Origin of the sequence: Erythrobacter sp. Alg231-14 (assembly GCF_900149685.1) — a bacterium.
Taxonomy (GTDB): domain Bacteria; phylum Pseudomonadota; class Alphaproteobacteria; order Sphingomonadales; family Sphingomonadaceae; genus Erythrobacter.
In genome coordinates this window covers 52,239-68,314 of the sequence record NZ_LT702999.1, presented here as the reverse complement: position 1 = coordinate 68,314, position 16,076 = coordinate 52,239, and the positions used below count along the sequence as shown (strand labels likewise).

Annotated in this window: 16 protein-coding genes; 10 read left to right on the top strand and 6 right to left on the bottom strand. The window is 56.3% G+C overall.

Annotated features, from left to right (window positions below; genetic code table 11):
- Positions 1-165: 165 nt before the first annotated feature.
- From BQ8290_RS00330 to BQ8290_RS00310, 5 genes are all read left to right on the top strand, one after another.
- The gene (locus tag BQ8290_RS00330; RefSeq protein ID WP_108786635.1) at positions 166-1,359 is read left to right on the top strand and encodes a deoxyguanosinetriphosphate triphosphohydrolase; all 1,194 of its coding nucleotides are present in this window, start codon (positions 166-168) and stop codon (positions 1,357-1,359) included.
- Positions 1,352-2,074 (top strand): NAD(P)H-binding protein, encoded by a 723-nt coding sequence (locus BQ8290_RS00325; RefSeq protein WP_108786633.1) that lies wholly within the window; start codon positions 1,352-1,354, stop codon positions 2,072-2,074. Before BQ8290_RS00330 ends, BQ8290_RS00325 begins: the two co-directional genes overlap by 8 nt.
- Before the next feature lie 29 nt (positions 2,075-2,103).
- The gene (locus BQ8290_RS00320; RefSeq protein WP_108786631.1) at positions 2,104-2,568 is read left to right on the top strand and encodes an abscisic acid-deficient protein Aba4 family protein; all 465 of its coding nucleotides are present in this window, start codon (positions 2,104-2,106) and stop codon (positions 2,566-2,568) included.
- Positions 2,569-2,656: 88 nt separating this feature from the next.
- Positions 2,657-4,219: a long-chain-fatty-acid--CoA ligase gene (locus BQ8290_RS00315; protein ID WP_108786629.1), complete on the top strand. Its 1,563-nt coding sequence runs from the start codon at positions 2,657-2,659 to the stop codon at positions 4,217-4,219.
- 2 nt (positions 4,220-4,221) lie between these two features.
- A complete protein-coding gene (locus BQ8290_RS00310; RefSeq protein ID WP_108786626.1) occupies positions 4,222-4,821 on the top strand; it encodes a DUF938 domain-containing protein in 600 nt (199 codons plus the stop codon).
- 9 nt (positions 4,822-4,830) lie between these two features.
- On the opposite strand, the gene BQ8290_RS00305 is transcribed toward BQ8290_RS00310, so the two are convergent.
- Positions 4,831-4,962: an entericidin A/B family lipoprotein gene (locus BQ8290_RS00305; protein ID WP_108786624.1), complete on the bottom strand. Its 132-nt coding sequence runs from the start codon at positions 4,960-4,962 to the stop codon at positions 4,831-4,833.
- 19 nt (positions 4,963-4,981) lie between these two features.
- Positions 4,982-5,899 carry an EamA family transporter gene (locus BQ8290_RS00300; protein ID WP_108786622.1) on the bottom strand — a complete coding sequence of 306 codons (918 nt, stop codon included), beginning with the start codon at positions 5,897-5,899 and terminating at the stop codon, positions 4,982-4,984.
- A gap of 65 nt (positions 5,900-5,964) precedes the next feature.
- On the opposite strand from BQ8290_RS00300, the gene BQ8290_RS00295 reads away from it, so the two are divergent.
- Entirely contained in the window at positions 5,965-6,207 is a 243-nt protein-coding gene (locus BQ8290_RS00295; RefSeq protein ID WP_108786620.1) for a hypothetical protein, read from the top strand.
- Between the two features lie 16 nt (positions 6,208-6,223).
- On the top strand, positions 6,224-6,844 hold the full coding sequence (locus tag BQ8290_RS00290) for a hypothetical protein (protein WP_108786618.1): 621 nt from the start codon (positions 6,224-6,226) through the stop codon (positions 6,842-6,844).
- Here BQ8290_RS00290 and BQ8290_RS00285 read toward each other — a convergent pair.
- Positions 6,841-8,382, bottom strand: coding sequence for an ATPase, T2SS/T4P/T4SS family (locus tag BQ8290_RS00285; protein ID WP_108786616.1), 1,542 nt, complete (start codon positions 8,380-8,382; stop codon positions 6,841-6,843). The two genes, BQ8290_RS00290 and BQ8290_RS00285, sit on opposite strands and share 4 nt — an antisense overlap.
- A 443-nt stretch (positions 8,383-8,825) precedes the next feature.
- Between BQ8290_RS00285 and BQ8290_RS00280 the strand changes: the two genes are divergently transcribed.
- Positions 8,826-10,130: a hypothetical protein gene (locus tag BQ8290_RS00280; protein ID WP_108786614.1), complete on the top strand. Its 1,305-nt coding sequence runs from the start codon at positions 8,826-8,828 to the stop codon at positions 10,128-10,130.
- A 4-nt stretch (positions 10,131-10,134) separates the two neighbouring features.
- On the opposite strand, the gene BQ8290_RS00275 is transcribed toward BQ8290_RS00280, so the two are convergent.
- A complete protein-coding gene (locus BQ8290_RS00275; RefSeq protein ID WP_108786612.1) occupies positions 10,135-10,869 on the bottom strand; it encodes a methyltransferase domain-containing protein in 735 nt (244 codons plus the stop codon).
- A gap of 193 nt (positions 10,870-11,062) precedes the next feature.
- Between BQ8290_RS00275 and BQ8290_RS00270 the strand changes: the two genes are divergently transcribed.
- Together BQ8290_RS00270 and BQ8290_RS00265 are read left to right on the top strand one after the other, a co-directional pair.
- A complete protein-coding gene (locus BQ8290_RS00270) occupies positions 11,063-12,220 on the top strand; it encodes a hypothetical protein (protein ID WP_108786610.1) in 1,158 nt (385 codons plus the stop codon).
- 3 nt (positions 12,221-12,223) lie between these two features.
- Positions 12,224-13,267 (top strand): glycosyltransferase, encoded by a 1,044-nt coding sequence (locus BQ8290_RS00265; protein ID WP_108786608.1) that lies wholly within the window; start codon positions 12,224-12,226, stop codon positions 13,265-13,267.
- 8 nt (positions 13,268-13,275) lie between these two features.
- Here the strand turns inward: BQ8290_RS00265 and BQ8290_RS00260 are convergent, their stop codons facing one another.
- Together BQ8290_RS00260 and BQ8290_RS00255 are read right to left on the bottom strand one after the other, a co-directional pair.
- Positions 13,276-14,370: a glycosyltransferase gene (locus BQ8290_RS00260; protein ID WP_108786606.1), complete on the bottom strand. Its 1,095-nt coding sequence runs from the start codon at positions 14,368-14,370 to the stop codon at positions 13,276-13,278.
- A 3-nt stretch (positions 14,371-14,373) separates the two neighbouring features.
- Positions 14,374-16,071, bottom strand: coding sequence for a hypothetical protein (locus tag BQ8290_RS00255; protein WP_108786604.1), 1,698 nt, complete (start codon positions 16,069-16,071; stop codon positions 14,374-14,376).
- Positions 16,072-16,076: the final 5 nt, after the last annotated feature.

Here is a 16,076-nt window from a genome sequence, read left to right as displayed (position 1 = left end):
GCTTACCACCCCCCCATTGCACCCGGTGAGCGGTCCCCTTTTTTGGGTTTTCCCTGCAATCTGCGCCACAATGTGCCTCTTTCGGGACTGTCCACCGCATTCCACCGGGGTTGCTGTTCTGTTCCCGTTGAGCCGCCAAGCCGGCTGACTTAAGCGGGTTTGGTGATGACACGCGCCCCCTATGCCGCCGATCCCAACGCTCATGGCGGACGGGAATTCGCTGCCTTGAACCGTTCAACCGGCGAAAGTGCCGCCGACGCGCCCCAAGAAACGCGAGGGCCGCGCACCGATTTTCAACGCGACCGCGACAGGATCATCCATTCGATGAGCTTTCGTCGCCTTAAATCGAAAACTCAGGTTTTCATCGCGCCAGATGGCGACCATTACCGCACGCGATTGACCCATTCTATCGAAGTGGCCCAAGTCGGCCGCGTTTTAGCGCGCGGATTGGGTTTGGACGAAGATCTGACAGAGGCGTTGTGCCTTGCCCATGATCTGGGGCACCCACCCTTTGGCCACGCGGGGGAAGACGCCTTGTCCGATGCCATGGCGCGCCATGGCGGATTCGATCACAACGCTCAGGCGTTGCGCACAATCATGCGATTGGAAAGCCCGTATCCTGAGCATGACGGATTGAACCTGACATGGGATCTGTTGGAAGGGTTGGCCAAACACAATGGGCCGATTGCCGCGCCGAACTGGGCTTTGGCGCAATTGGATCAGGCATTCCCGCTCGCTCTGGGTACTTGGCCCTCGCTTGAGGCGCAGATCGCGGCAGTTTCCGATGACATCGCCTATGACAATCATGACATTGACGATGGCCTACGCGCTGGTTTTCTCGACCTCGATGACCTGCTCGAGCTCGACTTTCTGGCGGATCAATGGCGCGCGGTGGAACGCCGTTTCCCCAACGCGCCGCGTGATCGCCAATTGCGTGAGCTGATCCGGGATCAGATTGGATTGATGGTCAATGATGTTTTGGAACATTCTCGAAATGCGGTGAAGGGTTTTGGTTCCGTTGCAGAAATACGCGACGCAGGACGTCAATTGGCGGGCTTTTCACCAGCCATGCAAGACCACGAACGAACGTTAAAATCGTTCATGTACGAAAAGCTGTATTACCACCCTGAACAAGTCGCTGCCGCGTCTCGAGCGCGCGACGTGATTGCGCGGTTGTTCGCGGCCTATTCCCAAGATGCGACTTTGATGCCGCAACGTTGGCAGGATGCGCTGCCGGAAAGCGACCCAGATCGCAGCCGCACCATTGCCGATTTCATCGCGGGGATGAGCGACCGTTTCGCCATTCAATCATGTGAGAAAATTTACGGCGAACGGCCCCAAGGATTGATCAATGTCTGATGCGCACAAAGAGAAAACGCCGGTGCGATTGGGTTTGGTCGGTGCGACGGGTTTGATTGGGCGTCGCCTAATCACCCTATCAAGCGCCGGCGAAGAAGCCCGCATCGTTGGTATTGCACGCAGAGAAGTCGATTTGCCGAAAGGCGCGCGGGTCGAAATGTTTGTGGCTGAGCCGGAAAAATGGGGCGAAGTCATGGAAGCGGTCCGCCCCCAGGCGCTTATCTGCGCCTTGGGAACGACATGGAAAAAAGCAGGTCGGGACGAAGCGGCCTTTCGCGCGGTTGATCACGATCTCGTCGTTTCGACCGCCATCGCGGCTAAGCAATCTGGCATAACGAACATGGTGTTGGTCACCGCCGCGGGTGCCGATGCTCAATCTAAAAGCTTGTATATGCGGGTCAAAGGCGAGGTGGAGCGCGCGGTGTCGAATGTCGGTTTCAAACGGCTCGACATATTGCGTCCCGGCCTTTTGAAAGGGCCCAGACAGAATGATCTGAGGCCGATCGAAGCGATCGCGCAAGTCGTTAGCCCGTTGGTTGATCCCTTGATCCCGGCAAAGTGGGACATGTACCGATCGGTTGACGCCGACTTGGTTGCGGAGGCGATTTTGGGTCTTGCGTTGCGCAAGGCCGCGGGCCGCTTTACCCATGACAATGAAGCGATGAAACGCGCCGCGCGGGAATGGCGGACGAAAGCAGGGCCTGCGCCGGAATAGACGCGGCGCATATTAGGGAGTGATCGGCAATGGATTCTGAAGGTTGGGCATTCGTCTTTAGCGCGGTCAACGGCCTCGCTCTTATCGCTTGGATCGGTCTTGCGTTTTTGCCGCGTTGGCCCGCTCTTCTCTCTGCTGTGATGTATCTGGGCGTGGGATTGTTGTGCCTAGCCTATTCCATGACGCTTATTGGCGTAATGTCCGGGTTATTGGCCGGCGGTGCCGGCGATGGTGCCGGAGCAGATTTCTCCTCCATCGAAGGAGTGCGATCGATCTTTTTGAGCGATGGCGGCGTTGTCATTGGGTGGACCCATTACCTGGCGTTTGATCTGTTTGTTGGGCTTTGGATTGCGCGGGATGCCGATGCCAAAGGCGTCTCTCGATTCATCCAGGCGCCGATCCTGTTCTTCACCTTGATGGCAGGTCCATTGGGCCTTGGCATATGGCTGATACTGCGCGAACCGGCCGCGCGCAGGCAAGGACGGTTTCAATAACGCCATTTCCGTTGCGTAAAGCAATGGACCTTGGGCCTCCAACCTGCTTAATCTCTTTTCCAAAGATAACCGGAGAGAGATCAGGCAAATGGCCGTAGGCGTGCACCATACATTCACAACCTTTGATGAAATCATGAACCATTGGGCTGCCAATCGCCCTAATGGCACCGCTTTAGAGCATGAGGGGCGCTCCGCGTCCTTTGCAGAGGTGGATGTTTTGACTCGCCAGTTGATCGCTTTGTTCAAAGCGAACGGCATTGCGAAAGGCGACCGGATCGCATGGCTTGGCAAGAATTCTGACCGTCACTGCCTGCTCTACATTGCCGCAGGGCGCATGGGTGCTGTGTTGGTGCCGATCGGTTGGCGTTTGGCCCCACCAGAGATTGCCTATATTTTGGGTGATACCGGGGCGAAATTGGTTTTTACCGGTGAAGGGTTTGCCGAAACGGCGCAATCTGTTGCCTCACAGCTTCCCAACAAACCGCATGTGATCGACGCCGATGCCGCAATGGCCGAAGCCGCGGCGATGGATCCGGCGAGTTATGAACCACCGCATCAAGATGATCCTATTCTACAACTTTACACATCTGGCACCACCGGCAATCCTAAGGGCGTGCAGCTTTCCAATTCGAACCTTTTCGAATTGCGAATTTTGGGGAATCAAGCGGGCGTTGATTGGAACCACTACGAAGAGGACGACTGCGTTTTGTTCGCTATGCCTTGCGCGCATATTGGTGGCACCGGCTTGATCAACAATTCGATTGCTAACGGCGTGCGGTGCCGTGTCGATGCCGAATTCACACCCGATGGCGTCCTTTCCGCGATTGAAGCTGGTGCGACGCATTTGTTCATTGTGCCGGCAGCGCTACAAATGGTGGTCCAACATCCGAAAGCTGCTGAGACCGATTTCAGCAAGCTTAAATTCTTGATGTATGGCGCTGCGCCTATGCCGCTTGAATTGCTAAAGGAAGCGGTCAAGACAATGCCCAACGCGGGCTTTGTCCAATTGTACGGCATGACAGAAACCACCGGCACGGTTACCGCGTTGGGACCGGAAGATCACTCGATCGAAGGCAACCAAAGAATGCGTTCGGCGGGCAAAGCAATCCCGGGTGCCAACATCGAAATTCGCGGCCCAGACAACAAAGAATTGCCGTTCGGTGAGATTGGCGAAGTGTGCATCAAATCGCCGTCCAACACGGCCGGTTATTGGAACTTGCCCGAGGCAACCGCCAGCACAATCGACGCCGAAGGTTGGGTCCACACGGGCGATGCGGCGATCATGGATGTCGATGGCTATGTATATATCCAGGACCGCATCAAAGACATGATCATCTCTGGGGGCGAAAACGTTTATCCCGCAGAAGTCGAAAGCGCGATGTACGGTCATCCCGCCATCGCCGAAGTCGCCGTAATCGGGATCCCCAGCGAGAAATGGGGCGAGGAAGTGAAAGCCTGTGTCGTCTGCAAACCGGGCCATGAGCTCGATGCCAACGATGTGATCGCCTATACGCGCGAACGGGTTGCCGCGTTTAAAGCGCCCAAGACCGTCGATGTGATCCCTGAATTGCCGCGCAACGCCTCTGGCAAAATCCTTCGCCGCCAACTGCGCGATCCGTATTGGGAAGGGCAGGAACGGCAAGTTTCCTGAGCATGAAAAAGCACGCCCCCGCGACCCTGCGCAATCGAGAGGTGATTGCGCAGGCTTTAGCGGAGGAATTGCCGCAGGATGGCCTTGTGCTGGAAGTGGCGAGCGGTTCGGGTGAACACGCCGTGTTCTTTGCCGACCGGTTCCCGATGATGACATGGCAGCCGAGCGACCCAAATGGCGAAGCCGTTGCCTCCATCCGCGCTTATCGCACCGAATTTTCGGGCACGAACCTACGCTCACCAGTTGTCTTGGACGCATCCATGCCGGATCATTGGAATGCAGAAGCCGTTGATGCAATTGTGTGCATCAACATGACACATATCAGCCCATGGGCCGCGAGCGTGGGATTGTTCAAAGGCGCTGCGCAGATTTTGAGCGGCAAAAGTTTGCCGCTTATTCTGTACGGCCCATATTTTGAGCACGGCGTAGAACCAGCCCCTTCGAACATCGCATTTGACGAAGGATTGCGCGCACGCAATTCGGAATGGGGTATCCGCCGTCTGGCGGATATGGACGCATTGGCCCATGCGAACGGCCTGACCCGAACTGCGCGTCGGGAAATGCCCGCCAACAATGTTTTCTTGGTCTATCGACCTGGTTAGGCCGCAAGCTTAATCGATGATTTCTTCGCCGGTGCGTCCGACCGATTCAATGTCACGGCCAAGGCCTTGAACGGTGTTGCAAGCCGCGCTGGTTAAAGTCAGAGCGGCGAGGGCGGCGGTGATGATTGTCTTTCGGATCATGATGGTTCCTCTTGCGCGTTTATTCTGGAGCTATCTCAGCCTTTTTGTGGGCGATCGCCAGTTTACGCTCTCGCCATGCGATGAGTAGCCCCGCACCAATGATAAGTGGAGCGCCGAGCCACAAATTTGCAGATGGCTCCCGATCGAACACCGTGAAACCATAGGCGGTCGCCCAAAGCAGCGATGTGTAGTCAATCAAGAGGACCATGCCCGCGGATCCAAAGCGCAGCGAGCTGGTGAGCAAAATTTGTGCAGCCGCCCCGCTCAGGGCCATTGCTATGATAATAAGCCATGTGTCGGCGTCATGCGCGCCTGCGAAGAAAGGCATCGCCATCATAAAGACGGGTGTGGAAAGTGCAGTGAACCAGAATATGATGCTCCACGGGCTTTCGGTCTTGTTGAGATCCTGAATTTGAAAGCTAATCATGGCAACCATCGCCGCGGCGGCCAACGCAACGAACACGCCGAATGCGGTGATTTCACCGCCCATGCCGGTCGGCTGCATGATAACCAAAACACCGCACGATCCGACTAGAACAGCGGCAGAGCGATAGAGGCCGACGCGTTCGCCAAACATCGTAACGGCGATCACAACGGCAAAGAACGGCGCGGTGTAGGAAAGGGTGGTTGCCTCCGCCAATGGCAACAACAGCACGGCGCCGTACACAAAGAACATGCAAAATCCGCCCAACGCTGCGCGCCCCGCATGACTTTTGATTCGATTGGTTCGCAGTGTTGCGAGCTTTCCAAGCAGCGCCAATCCCGCCGTGATCAAGGCGAAAGTTATCATCTGCCGCCAAAAAAGCATCTCGACCAGATGAACGCCGCGCTCACCGCCCAGCTTAACCAACATCCCCATCGTCGCGAAAACCACCGCGGTGAGAAGGCGCAGGCCGATTGCAAGCATAGGGCGAGGGCGAGCGACAGAGCCATCCATGCGGGCTGCTTTAGGGTACAGGTGGGTTTGCGCAAGCGCCACGGCGCACTACATGCGTTGCCGACATGGATTGGCTTACAACTTTAGAATTTGCGAGCGATGCAGAATTGCTCGCCTTGTCTGGCGCGTTGTGTTGGGTCTTTGCGGGCGTGTGCCTGATGATGGAACGGGTTCGCAACGCGCGCCGGTCGCTCGATGCATTGGAAAAAGTGGGATGGGTGCCTTGGACCAACCTGTTCATTGCCGCCGCGATTGTTGGCGGCGGTATGCTGGCAACGAGCCTTCCGGTTGTTCTGGGGAATTTGTGACGCTAGCGTCGCTTCTATGCTGAAACACGCTTTAGCCGCGGCCATCTTGTTTCTCTCGCCGGTCTCTGCATCCGCAAGCACGTTTAACTGCTTCTTTCCGACCGCCGAATCCGGATATGCCAAAAGTCTGACAAGCGATGTTATCTTCGTTGGAGAATTGCTGGATTATGAGCTGGTCGATGACCTTTTTATAGACGAGGAACACCCAAGTGTGGTCGCGACCTTTCAAGTGGCAGACACATTAAAGGGGGAGGCACCTGAGCTGGTTAAGGTCGAACTGGGCCTGATGTACAATCCGACCGATGAAATCGGTATCCCGTCGGGTTCGGTGATTGTCTTTGGTGTTGCCCGCCCGACCGGATCAACGGCGCAGGACACGCCGTTCTATTTAAAGACATATTTCTGCGGACGTGGAGCAGTCTTGATTGGGTCCGAGCAGAATGTCGAGGCGATAAGGTCGTGGCTCGCAACCGGTGAGGTGCGCGCGCACGAAGTATCAGAAGGCTATAGATTTGGGGGCCCCCTAACCGGAAGCCGTCCGAACGACAGGTTCTATTGGGTTCTGATGGCATTCATCGCTTTAGGAGCGGCAACTGCGATCGCCCTCACGATTAGAAGGCTGCCTAAAATCGCTTAGAGGCACGCTTCCAAATACGCTTGGTCAAACCCGTATTGACGGGCCTTTTCAAGAGTATAGGGGCGCAGGCCAGAGGCGCGGAATTCGCCCATGATCTTGCCGTCTTCGCTCTCATCGAGATACTCGAATTTGAACAGGTTCTGGGTAACGATCACGTCGCCTTCCATCCCGATCACCTCGGTAATGTCGGTGGTTCGACGCGAACCATCGCGCAAACGCTTAACCTGAACGATTAGGTCAACCGATTCCGCAATCTGTGTTGAAATCGCCTGTTTCGGGATTTTGATGTCGCCCATCAGGATCATGTTTTCCATCCGGCCAAGGCATTCGCGCGGGCTGTTGGCGTGAAGCGTACACATCGAACCATCGTGGCCCGTGTTCATCGCCGCGAGAAGATCGAAACACTCGGCGCCACGAATCTCACCCAGAATAATCCGGTCAGGACGCATACGCAGGGCGTTTTTCACAAGGTCACCGATCGTAATCGCGCCTTGCCCTTCAAGGTTAGGCGGACGCGTTTCCAGCGGCAGCCAGTGCGGTTGTTGCAGGCGAAGTTCCGCGGCATCCTCAATCGTCAGAACGCGTTCGCCCGGGTCGATCATTTTCGACAGGGCGTTGAGCATGGTCGTTTTACCAGAACCGGTACCGCCAGAAATAACGATGTTCATCCGGCATGCGCCCGCGATTTTTAGCGCGGTGCACATCTTTTCGCTCATCGAACCGAATTCTTTGAGCATGTCCAAAGTGATCGGTTTTTCGGAGAATTTACGAATGGAAATCGCGGTACCGCGCAGCGACAGCGGCGGAACAATAACGTTCACACGAGAGCCGTCTTTCAAGCGAGCATCGGCCAGCGGCGTGGTTTGGTCGACGCGGCGGCCAACTTGGTTCACGATACGCTGTGCGATTTGGAAGAGGTGTTGTTCGTCGCGGAACCGGATCGGCGCGATGGTCAACTTACCCTTTTTCTCAATATAGGTTTGGTCCGGACCGTTGACCATAATATCGGACACGTCCGGGTCGTTGAGCAATTCTTCGAGCGGGCCAAAGCCCAGCAATTCATCGATCAGAACCTTTTCAAGCGCGAATTGTTCGCGCCGGTTCAGCGTGACCTTCAACTCGGCCAGCACTTCCATGATGATCGGGCGAAATTCTTCCGACAATTCTTCCTTGGAAAGCGTTGCCGCGGCTTCGGGATCAACCCGTTCGAGCAAGCGCGGAAGCACTTGTTCTTTAATCTTGTGAACAGACGCCTCGAACCCGCCGGCTTCTGCCTCGGCAGTGTTGGTGGCGTTCATCCGCTCTTGCAGACGATCCATCGCATTGGCTGTGGCGTTGCGGTTCGGCTTGGCCTTGGGGGCAGGCTTGGCCGCTTCGGTGTCTCCGCCTTCTGCTGGCAAAGGCGGGAACTGTTCCCCACCATCACCGGTTTCTTCGGACTTTGGGGCGCCGCCCTTCATAGGTCGTGCGACGCCAAAAGCTGGCTTTGCGCCAGGTCTCATGCCGCCTGCGCCACCCTTTTTGCCGAATGCACTCATTAGTCAGCCCCCGAGGCTCAAAACAATTCCATCCGCCTGATCGCAAATTATCGCGAACGGCGTCTCTCGAAGATTGGTGAATAATTGGGAAACCTTAATTTTTCCCCAAAATCGACACCTGTGTTGAGAAAGAAGCCAGCGGCCAATCCACCCGGTTGCGACGGCTGGGTTCTGGGGGATGAGTTCTGTGATAAATAGCTGAAATAAAGCAATAAGTAGTCAAGAAAATCGCCGAACTTGCGCCAAAAGTGGGGGCTGCCAAGGGCTCCAAATAGATTGGTTAAGACAGCGGCGGAAAGGATTATCCCGCCGCGCGGGCTGGCGCTTTTCTTAAAACGTCCTTTACCATAGAGCGGACGAGTAGCGGATTGGAGATGTCCTATGCGACGGATCCCCTCCCATGTCAGGGCAAAGCCCAAACCGCAGGATATTAGGCAAGATCTATGCAGAAACTGTTGGGAGCATGGAGCAAGCTTGTCGGCGGGAATGCCGCCAATGGTGTACTGCAATTGGCAATATTTGCTGTCGCCGCGCAGGCATTGGATCTGGCGGCTTTGGGCGTCGTCATTTTGATTCAGGCTTATGTGCGTTTGGTGGATGGATTGCTGAATTTCCAATCCGTGAACGTCCTCACGAATTTTATGGCGGAAGTTCAAAGCGATAGCGGAAATTCAAATGGCGGCGCGAACAGGCGCGACACGGGCAATACGCGGCTGCGCGGATTGGTGAAGGCAGGGTTGCTGGTAGATTTTGGAACGGCGTTCGCGGCGACGGTGGTTGCGATTGTTGGATTGCCCTTTGTCGCACCATGGCTTGGTATTGGGCCGGAATGGGTCTGGCTGGGGGTGGCTTATTGCGCGGTGATTGCGACGCGAGCCTTTGGCGCGGTGGAAGCGGGTTTGCGATGCTTTGACCGGTTCGGAGCGATCGGGTTGCGTCCGGTTGTCTCGTCCTTGGTCATATTAGTCGGATCGATCGCCGCGTGGTTTATGGGCGCGGGTGCTCCGACATTCCTGTTGATCTGGCTCGTCGGCGAAGCGGTCGCCAATTTGGCGTTCCTGTTCTGGGCACTTTTATCGTTGCGGGGCAACGGTTTGGGCGATCTTCGCAGCGCCGATGCCCGCGGTGCCATCGCGGCCTCGCACAATTTTTGGCCTCTGATGTGGCAGACCAATGCTACGTTCGGCATCCGCATGTTGAGCCAAGAGGGTGATGTGATCCTTGCCGGTGCGATTTTGGGTCCTGCTGCGGCCAGTTTGCTGCGCGCGGCGAAAAATCTCGCCAATCTGGTGGGACAATTGGGCCGGCCGTTGCAACAAATTGCCAGCGCCCCGATCGCGCGTCTGGCCGCCCAAGGTGATGGGTCCGGCGCGGTGCGTTATGCAGGGCGTATTGCGGCAATGGCCTGTGCAGGGGGATTGGCCTTGGCGGCGATTATGTTTGTGATGGCCGATCCCATTTTGACCATCGCATTTGGTCCAGAGTTCGGCGCAGCGGCCACGATCACTGCGATCTTGTTTGGTGCCCGAGCGCTGTATCTATCCGGCGTAACTTTGATGCCGTTGTTGATAGCGTTTGATAATGGGGCCCGGTTTTTGGGCTCTGTCATTGCCGGCACGGCGGCGTTCTTCATTGTCCTATCAACCGCGATTGCGCCACTTGGCCTGATTGGTGTCGGCCTGGCGCATATCGCGTTTGAAGTGGTGTGGTCCGCCTATGGCTGGATTACTGCTCGCCGCGTGGCGTAGGGGGTTAGGCCCGACCGAAGACCTTTTTCACCTTGCGAGAGATCGCGCGAGCGGGTTGAGCCGCCTCTGCGTGGAGATATTGGTCTGGGTGAACAAGGTCCAGCATCGTAGCGGTGCCCGAAGTTACTTTGGCCAATTTTGCAGCGGCCTCCGATCCTTCGCGGGCGTAGACCAACATGTTTTGACGGTACCAAAACGCAATGTTTTCGTCTTGCCAGATCAACGGCCGAATGGGGTCAAAGGCGATGTAATTCTTGCTCTGAAAATGATCCGCCCAGTAGCTTTGCCATTGTTCATTGATATGGCCGGTACCGCCTTGAAACGGGATCGCAGCCGAGAACATTACACAATCGCTCAACGCGCAAAGATCGTCGACAAAACTGGCCGCACGCGATGGATCCAGATGTTCGGCAACCTCGAGCGAAATCGCCAGATCGAACTTGCGATCCGCTTCCACTTTGGCTTCGAGATTTTGAAAGCTCACTTCGTCGGGATCGAGCACCAGATTAGCAGTCTTTGCCCAAGGGCCTTCGAAACCGTGCACGTCTTTGATGCCCAATTCGCGGGCAACCGCCAACCATGTGCCGACCCCGCAACCCACATCGCAGGCGCTCTTGGGATCGACCCAATCGATCACCTTGCCAATAATATGCCGAGCGGCGGCGCGGGTGCGCGCATCACGATTGGCGTGGAAATCGGTTCCATAAAGGGAATCGGGGGATTTCAGTGTTGTCGACATGTTTTGTATGACCGCTCGCTTGTAGTTCGTAACGCTTGGTAAGAAATCTTAGTAACTGCCGGGTTAATACGCGCAAATGGTCAGTCCAATTGTCTCTACTATCGCGATGATGATTCCACGCCCAGTGCGTAGGGGTCTGAAAACTCAGGTAATTCCTCCGGTGCTTAGAACGCTGCGTGGAATTCAAGGAAATGTGCCCAAAGCGCCCAAAGCGCGCGAATACCGCGTGAAAGGGCGCGAAACCTTTGTTGGATACTACGAAATTCAACCCATCAGCATGGATGGAAAGGCGGTTTTGGCGCACAATTCGACCGTCGCGCGTCAGGCGTTGACTGGGTCTGAAGCTGCCCAAGTCGGTTGGTTCGATATTGAAAGCGGCCAATGGCACGGCGTTGCAGAAACTCAATTGTGGTGCTGGCAAATGGGTGCGCGGCTGCGATGGTGGGATAGCGCTGGCCCCCGGACATTGGCGTTCAACACCATCGTAAACGGCGAACCGGCCCATTGTTTGGCTGACGGAGACGCGAACGGCACCGTCAAGATCCGCAAACATTGCGATGTGCCTTTGTTTGACGCGAATGAGAATGCCGGCGTTGGTCTTTCGTTGAATTTTGCGCGATTGGCGCGGTGTCGGCCCGGCTATGGTTATCCGGTGTTGGACGATCCATATGCACGCGAAAACATGCCCGATAGTGACGGGGTAACACTCGTGGATTTGAACACGGGAAAGGCCGATCTTGCATACGCGATGCCGCGTTTTGCCGAGGCGACACCCGGCGCGCATGCGGACGAATATCACTATTTGAATGCGGCCTTGTTAAGCCCGAATGCCAAGCGGTTTTCTGTCCTGTATAAACGGCTGCCCAATCCCGATGACGTTCACGGTTGGACGGTGGATGCGTTTGTCGGAAATTGCGACGGCAGCAGATTGATGCATGTTCCCTTGGATGGTCGCGCGTCCCATTATTGGTGGTTGGACGAAGATCGCATTGCCTACACATCCAACAAAGGGATCGGATCCAGCTATGTTGTGTTCGATTGTCGCGACGGTTCGTTGACTCCCCTGGACCCGGCGATGCCGGGGGTGGATGGGCATCCCAGTCTTCATAGGGAAACGGGGCATTGGGTGACCGACACCTATCCCGACCTTTATAGCGAGCAGACATTGTATGTGCTCAACGATCAGGCCAGCAAACGCCGCGAATTGGGTCGGTTGTTGGCCAAGCGCGAATATCAGGATGAATGGCGCTGTGACTTGCACCCGCGATGGTCACGCGATGGGAATTCGATTGTGATTGATTCCACGCATGAAGGGTATCGCGCGCTCTATCTGGTTGATGCGGCGGGATAAAACATGCCAGCGATCACCGTCTTGATGGGAGTGCATAACGGCGCGCAATTCCTTGCCGAAACTATGGCGAGCGTCGCGCATCAGAGCTTCAACGATTATGAGTTTCTGATTGTTGATGATGCGTCCAGCGATGCCTCACCCAAGATTTTGGCGGAGGCGGCGGCGAAGGATCCGCGTATTCGCGTGGTCACCAACACTGAAAATATCGGCCTAACTCGGTCGCTGAACCGCGGCCTACAAGAGGCGTGGGGCGGGTATATTGCGCGCATTGACGCCGATGATGTGTGTTTGCCCGATCGGTTGGCGATCCAACACGCGCATATGGAAATGCATGCCGACCATGTTGGCGTCACGTCTGGATTTGAGATGATTGATGCCGATGGCCATCGTGTCCGAACCGTAGATCAACCTTTGGATGATTGGCAGGTCCGTTGGACGCTGGGTTGGAATCCACCCGCTCCGCATCCCACATTTATGTTCCGTCGATGCCCAGATGGACGGGAACCGATTTTTTATGATGAAACTTATCGGACGGCGCAGGATTTTGACCTTTGGGGTCGGCTTTCCGCTTTTGGTAAGACGAGCCGCTTGTCCGATGTATTGATCCAATATCGCCGCCATGACGGGGCGATCACTCATGGAAAACGCCACGAACAAGCGCAAAATTGCGCGGCCATTGGCAGTGGACATTCAAGCGCGCGATTGCCGGCGGAGATCTCCGAAAGGTTGGAGCCCTTGATGGCGTTGTTTTCCTACAACGCAAAGGCTGATCCTGAGGCAATTCGAACAGCTATCGCCGGGGCCGATGCAATGGTCGCGTATGACACGGCCACCGCGCCTAGCGCGCAGCACCGTCGCTGGGTCCGGCAAATGACCGCCGGATTGTTGGCCGATGCCATTTTGTCGCGTGCTGGCGGACTGTCTTCGCCCGCGTCGATCGCGGCGTTTGTGTGGCACGGCCGGGCGCATTTGCTGCATTTGGCGAGTGCGGTTTTGGACGATCCAGGAACCGCGTTAAAATCGTTGCGCAATCGCAAATCGGCATAGGTGCGCGATCAATCGGAATAGGCGGCAGACGTGTCTGCTGCGACCCTGCTCCAACTGTAATGCTCTTGCGCCTTGGCGGTGGATCGAGAGACGAAAGCGGCGCGGTCTGTTTCTGACCAGCTTGCGATCTCAGCGATCTTCTTGGCCCATGCTTGCGCGTCGCCAGCGGGCAATTGAAAGCCGGTTTCGCAATCAATCACCGCGTCGCGCAATCCGCCGCTGGCCGCCGCCAAAACGACGCCACCTGCGCTGGCTGCTTCGGGTGCGACGAGACCAAAGCCTTCATATTCCCCATTCTCAATTTCAATATTGGGAACAATGACGCACGCGGCCTTTGCGAAATACTGGGCCAATTCTGCTTGAGGTTTTGGGCCAAGAAATTCGACTTGCTGATGATTGAGAGCCGCGTTCTCCGTTTCGTCCCATCGGGTGCCGATGACGGTAATGCGCGCGGTTTCCGGGAGGAGGGGGAGCACGTTGGAAACGAACCAATGCAATCCTTTTCGTCGGACTAAGCGTCCGGCGAAAACGATCCGATCGGTGTCAATTTCATCGGCTGGATCGCTGCGCAAATCTGTGGCCAAGGGGACAACTGCGTCGCTGTTCCAATTGATCGACAACAATCGGTCGCGCGTTGCACGAGAATTCGCGATGACCCGCGCTTTTGATAGCAATCGAGCACCCAGTGACAGGAACGCTGCGTAAGCGGACCCTTTTAGGCCGCCACGTGCGCCGTATGCGACATCAGTGCCATGCGCGGACAAGACTATCCGCGCCGATGGGAAGAACAATCGTGCCATCAATGCCAATGGCCAAATGGCCATGTCACCCAGATGGACGATTTCCGGCTTTTGTGATGCGCGATCGGTGGCCATCGCGATCAGACGTCCAATCACGATGAAAGGGAACGACAAAAGCGCCAAGACACTCGGCGGTTGCCCATTGTCACGACCTTTCAATGCGATGACGTCAACCGGTTGAATCTTTGCCAGTTCCTCGGCCAACCGTTCGCAATACGTCTCCATCCCGCCGACAGCTGGGCCCCATTTTCTGGTGATGAAGACAACACGCGGTTTCGCGGTTTCAGGGGTAGACGCGTCCATCGATCAAAACCCACGCCAGTACGGGCGTTCCGGCGCGTCGCGTTGCGGTGGTTTCAAACCATCACCCCAAATGATGCCGGCTTGCCCTTCGCCCGGATTAGTCAGGTTGATGATCCCACGTTCCAATTCAGTCACGTCGCCGACCTCGAATAACTCGCCATCGATGGCAATTGCTTCCCCGGTCACGGTATAGGGTCCGGGCACCATGACTTCGTATGGGACGACGTCACCGGGCGCAATGTCCCGTCCGGCAAGCCAGAATGGTCCCCAAAATGGACGATATGTCGCGCGCAAGACATCGCGCTCTTCGGCGCGGAACCGAACTGCCTGTGGCAATTCGTGCATCATAGCGAGGAGGGTGGGGTTTTGCTCGGGCTCTGCGGTCAAAAGGAGCGGTACGGTCTCTTCTTCCAAAACGCTGCGGAAATATCCGCCGCCGCCGGCATACGTCCCCTCGATCCCCCACCGCGTAAGGAAACCATTGGCCTTGCGATGGGCGGGTAGCAAATCGGGAAAATCGAAATAGCCGACGGGGGTGCCGAAAATTTCATCCGCCGCGATTTGGATGTCGCGTTGTTGATCCATGCGGGATGGGCCATCGACCGCCCAAACGACAACGCCGCTTAACGCGGCATAGGCGATCAAGGCGCGCAATCCATAACGATCGGCAATCGCGGCGACGCCCACCACGCTGGCGGCGATCACTGGCGCGAGCATCATGGGGTAGAAATACGGCAATGTGTTTCGATAAATCAGCAAGGCGGCCAGCGGCGCGATCAGCCCTGCAAGGGCAATTGCTTCATCGCGCGGGCGTTTGACTAGAACTGCAAGTGTGACTGCAATCGCGGCTAATGCCGCCACAGAAAGGATCGCCGCCTTCACAGCGAAATGCAGATAAATCGGCCACCCCGCAAACAACATCGATCCACCCACGTTGCCCGCATAGGAGGCGGCCTGTGCTGTTTCGCCGCCATTCAATATCGCGGCGTGCCAAGCATATGTCGCGGCAAACACGAACGCTGCGACAATTGGAATAGCTGCATTCCGCATCGCTGTTGCGATTGTGAATTGACCCTTTGACCAACGCAGCCATGCCAAACCGGCAAATGCAGGCGCGAACAGTGCCGCTTTCAATGTCACCATTCCGGCAAGCCCGATCAACGCACCGGCCACGAGGATCCAACCCATCGACAGCCGTGCACGCGCCAAGACCGCCAACGATCCAGCAATCATGGCGGCGGCGAGCGGATCGGTCCGGAACGACCATCCATGTTGCATGGTGAAACCTGCTGCGAGCCAAATGAGCGCTGCGGTCAACGCATAGTCGCGGCGCGCAAACGCCCCGGAAATCACCGCGACACACCCAGCCGTAATCAATGCGCAGAGCCACATGACCACACGGCCAATGATTATTCCATCAACACCGCTCGATACGACTGAAGGAATCCATTGGAATATCTGTACATGCAACGTTTGAAGGGGGCGTAAGATGTCGCCTTGTGTGAAATCAACAATCTGACCGTAGAAATAGAATTCGTCCCAGTTGATCGTCCGGGTCAGAGCAAATTGGAATTGAACCAACGCTATGATGGCAAGCGCGATAAGCACCAGACGCGAATGGTCCCGCTGTTCGGGCGGGACCGTTTCCACTTCTCGTGGTGCGTTTTCGTCTGACGCGGAGGCTGTTTCCATGAAGGTCATGGGTG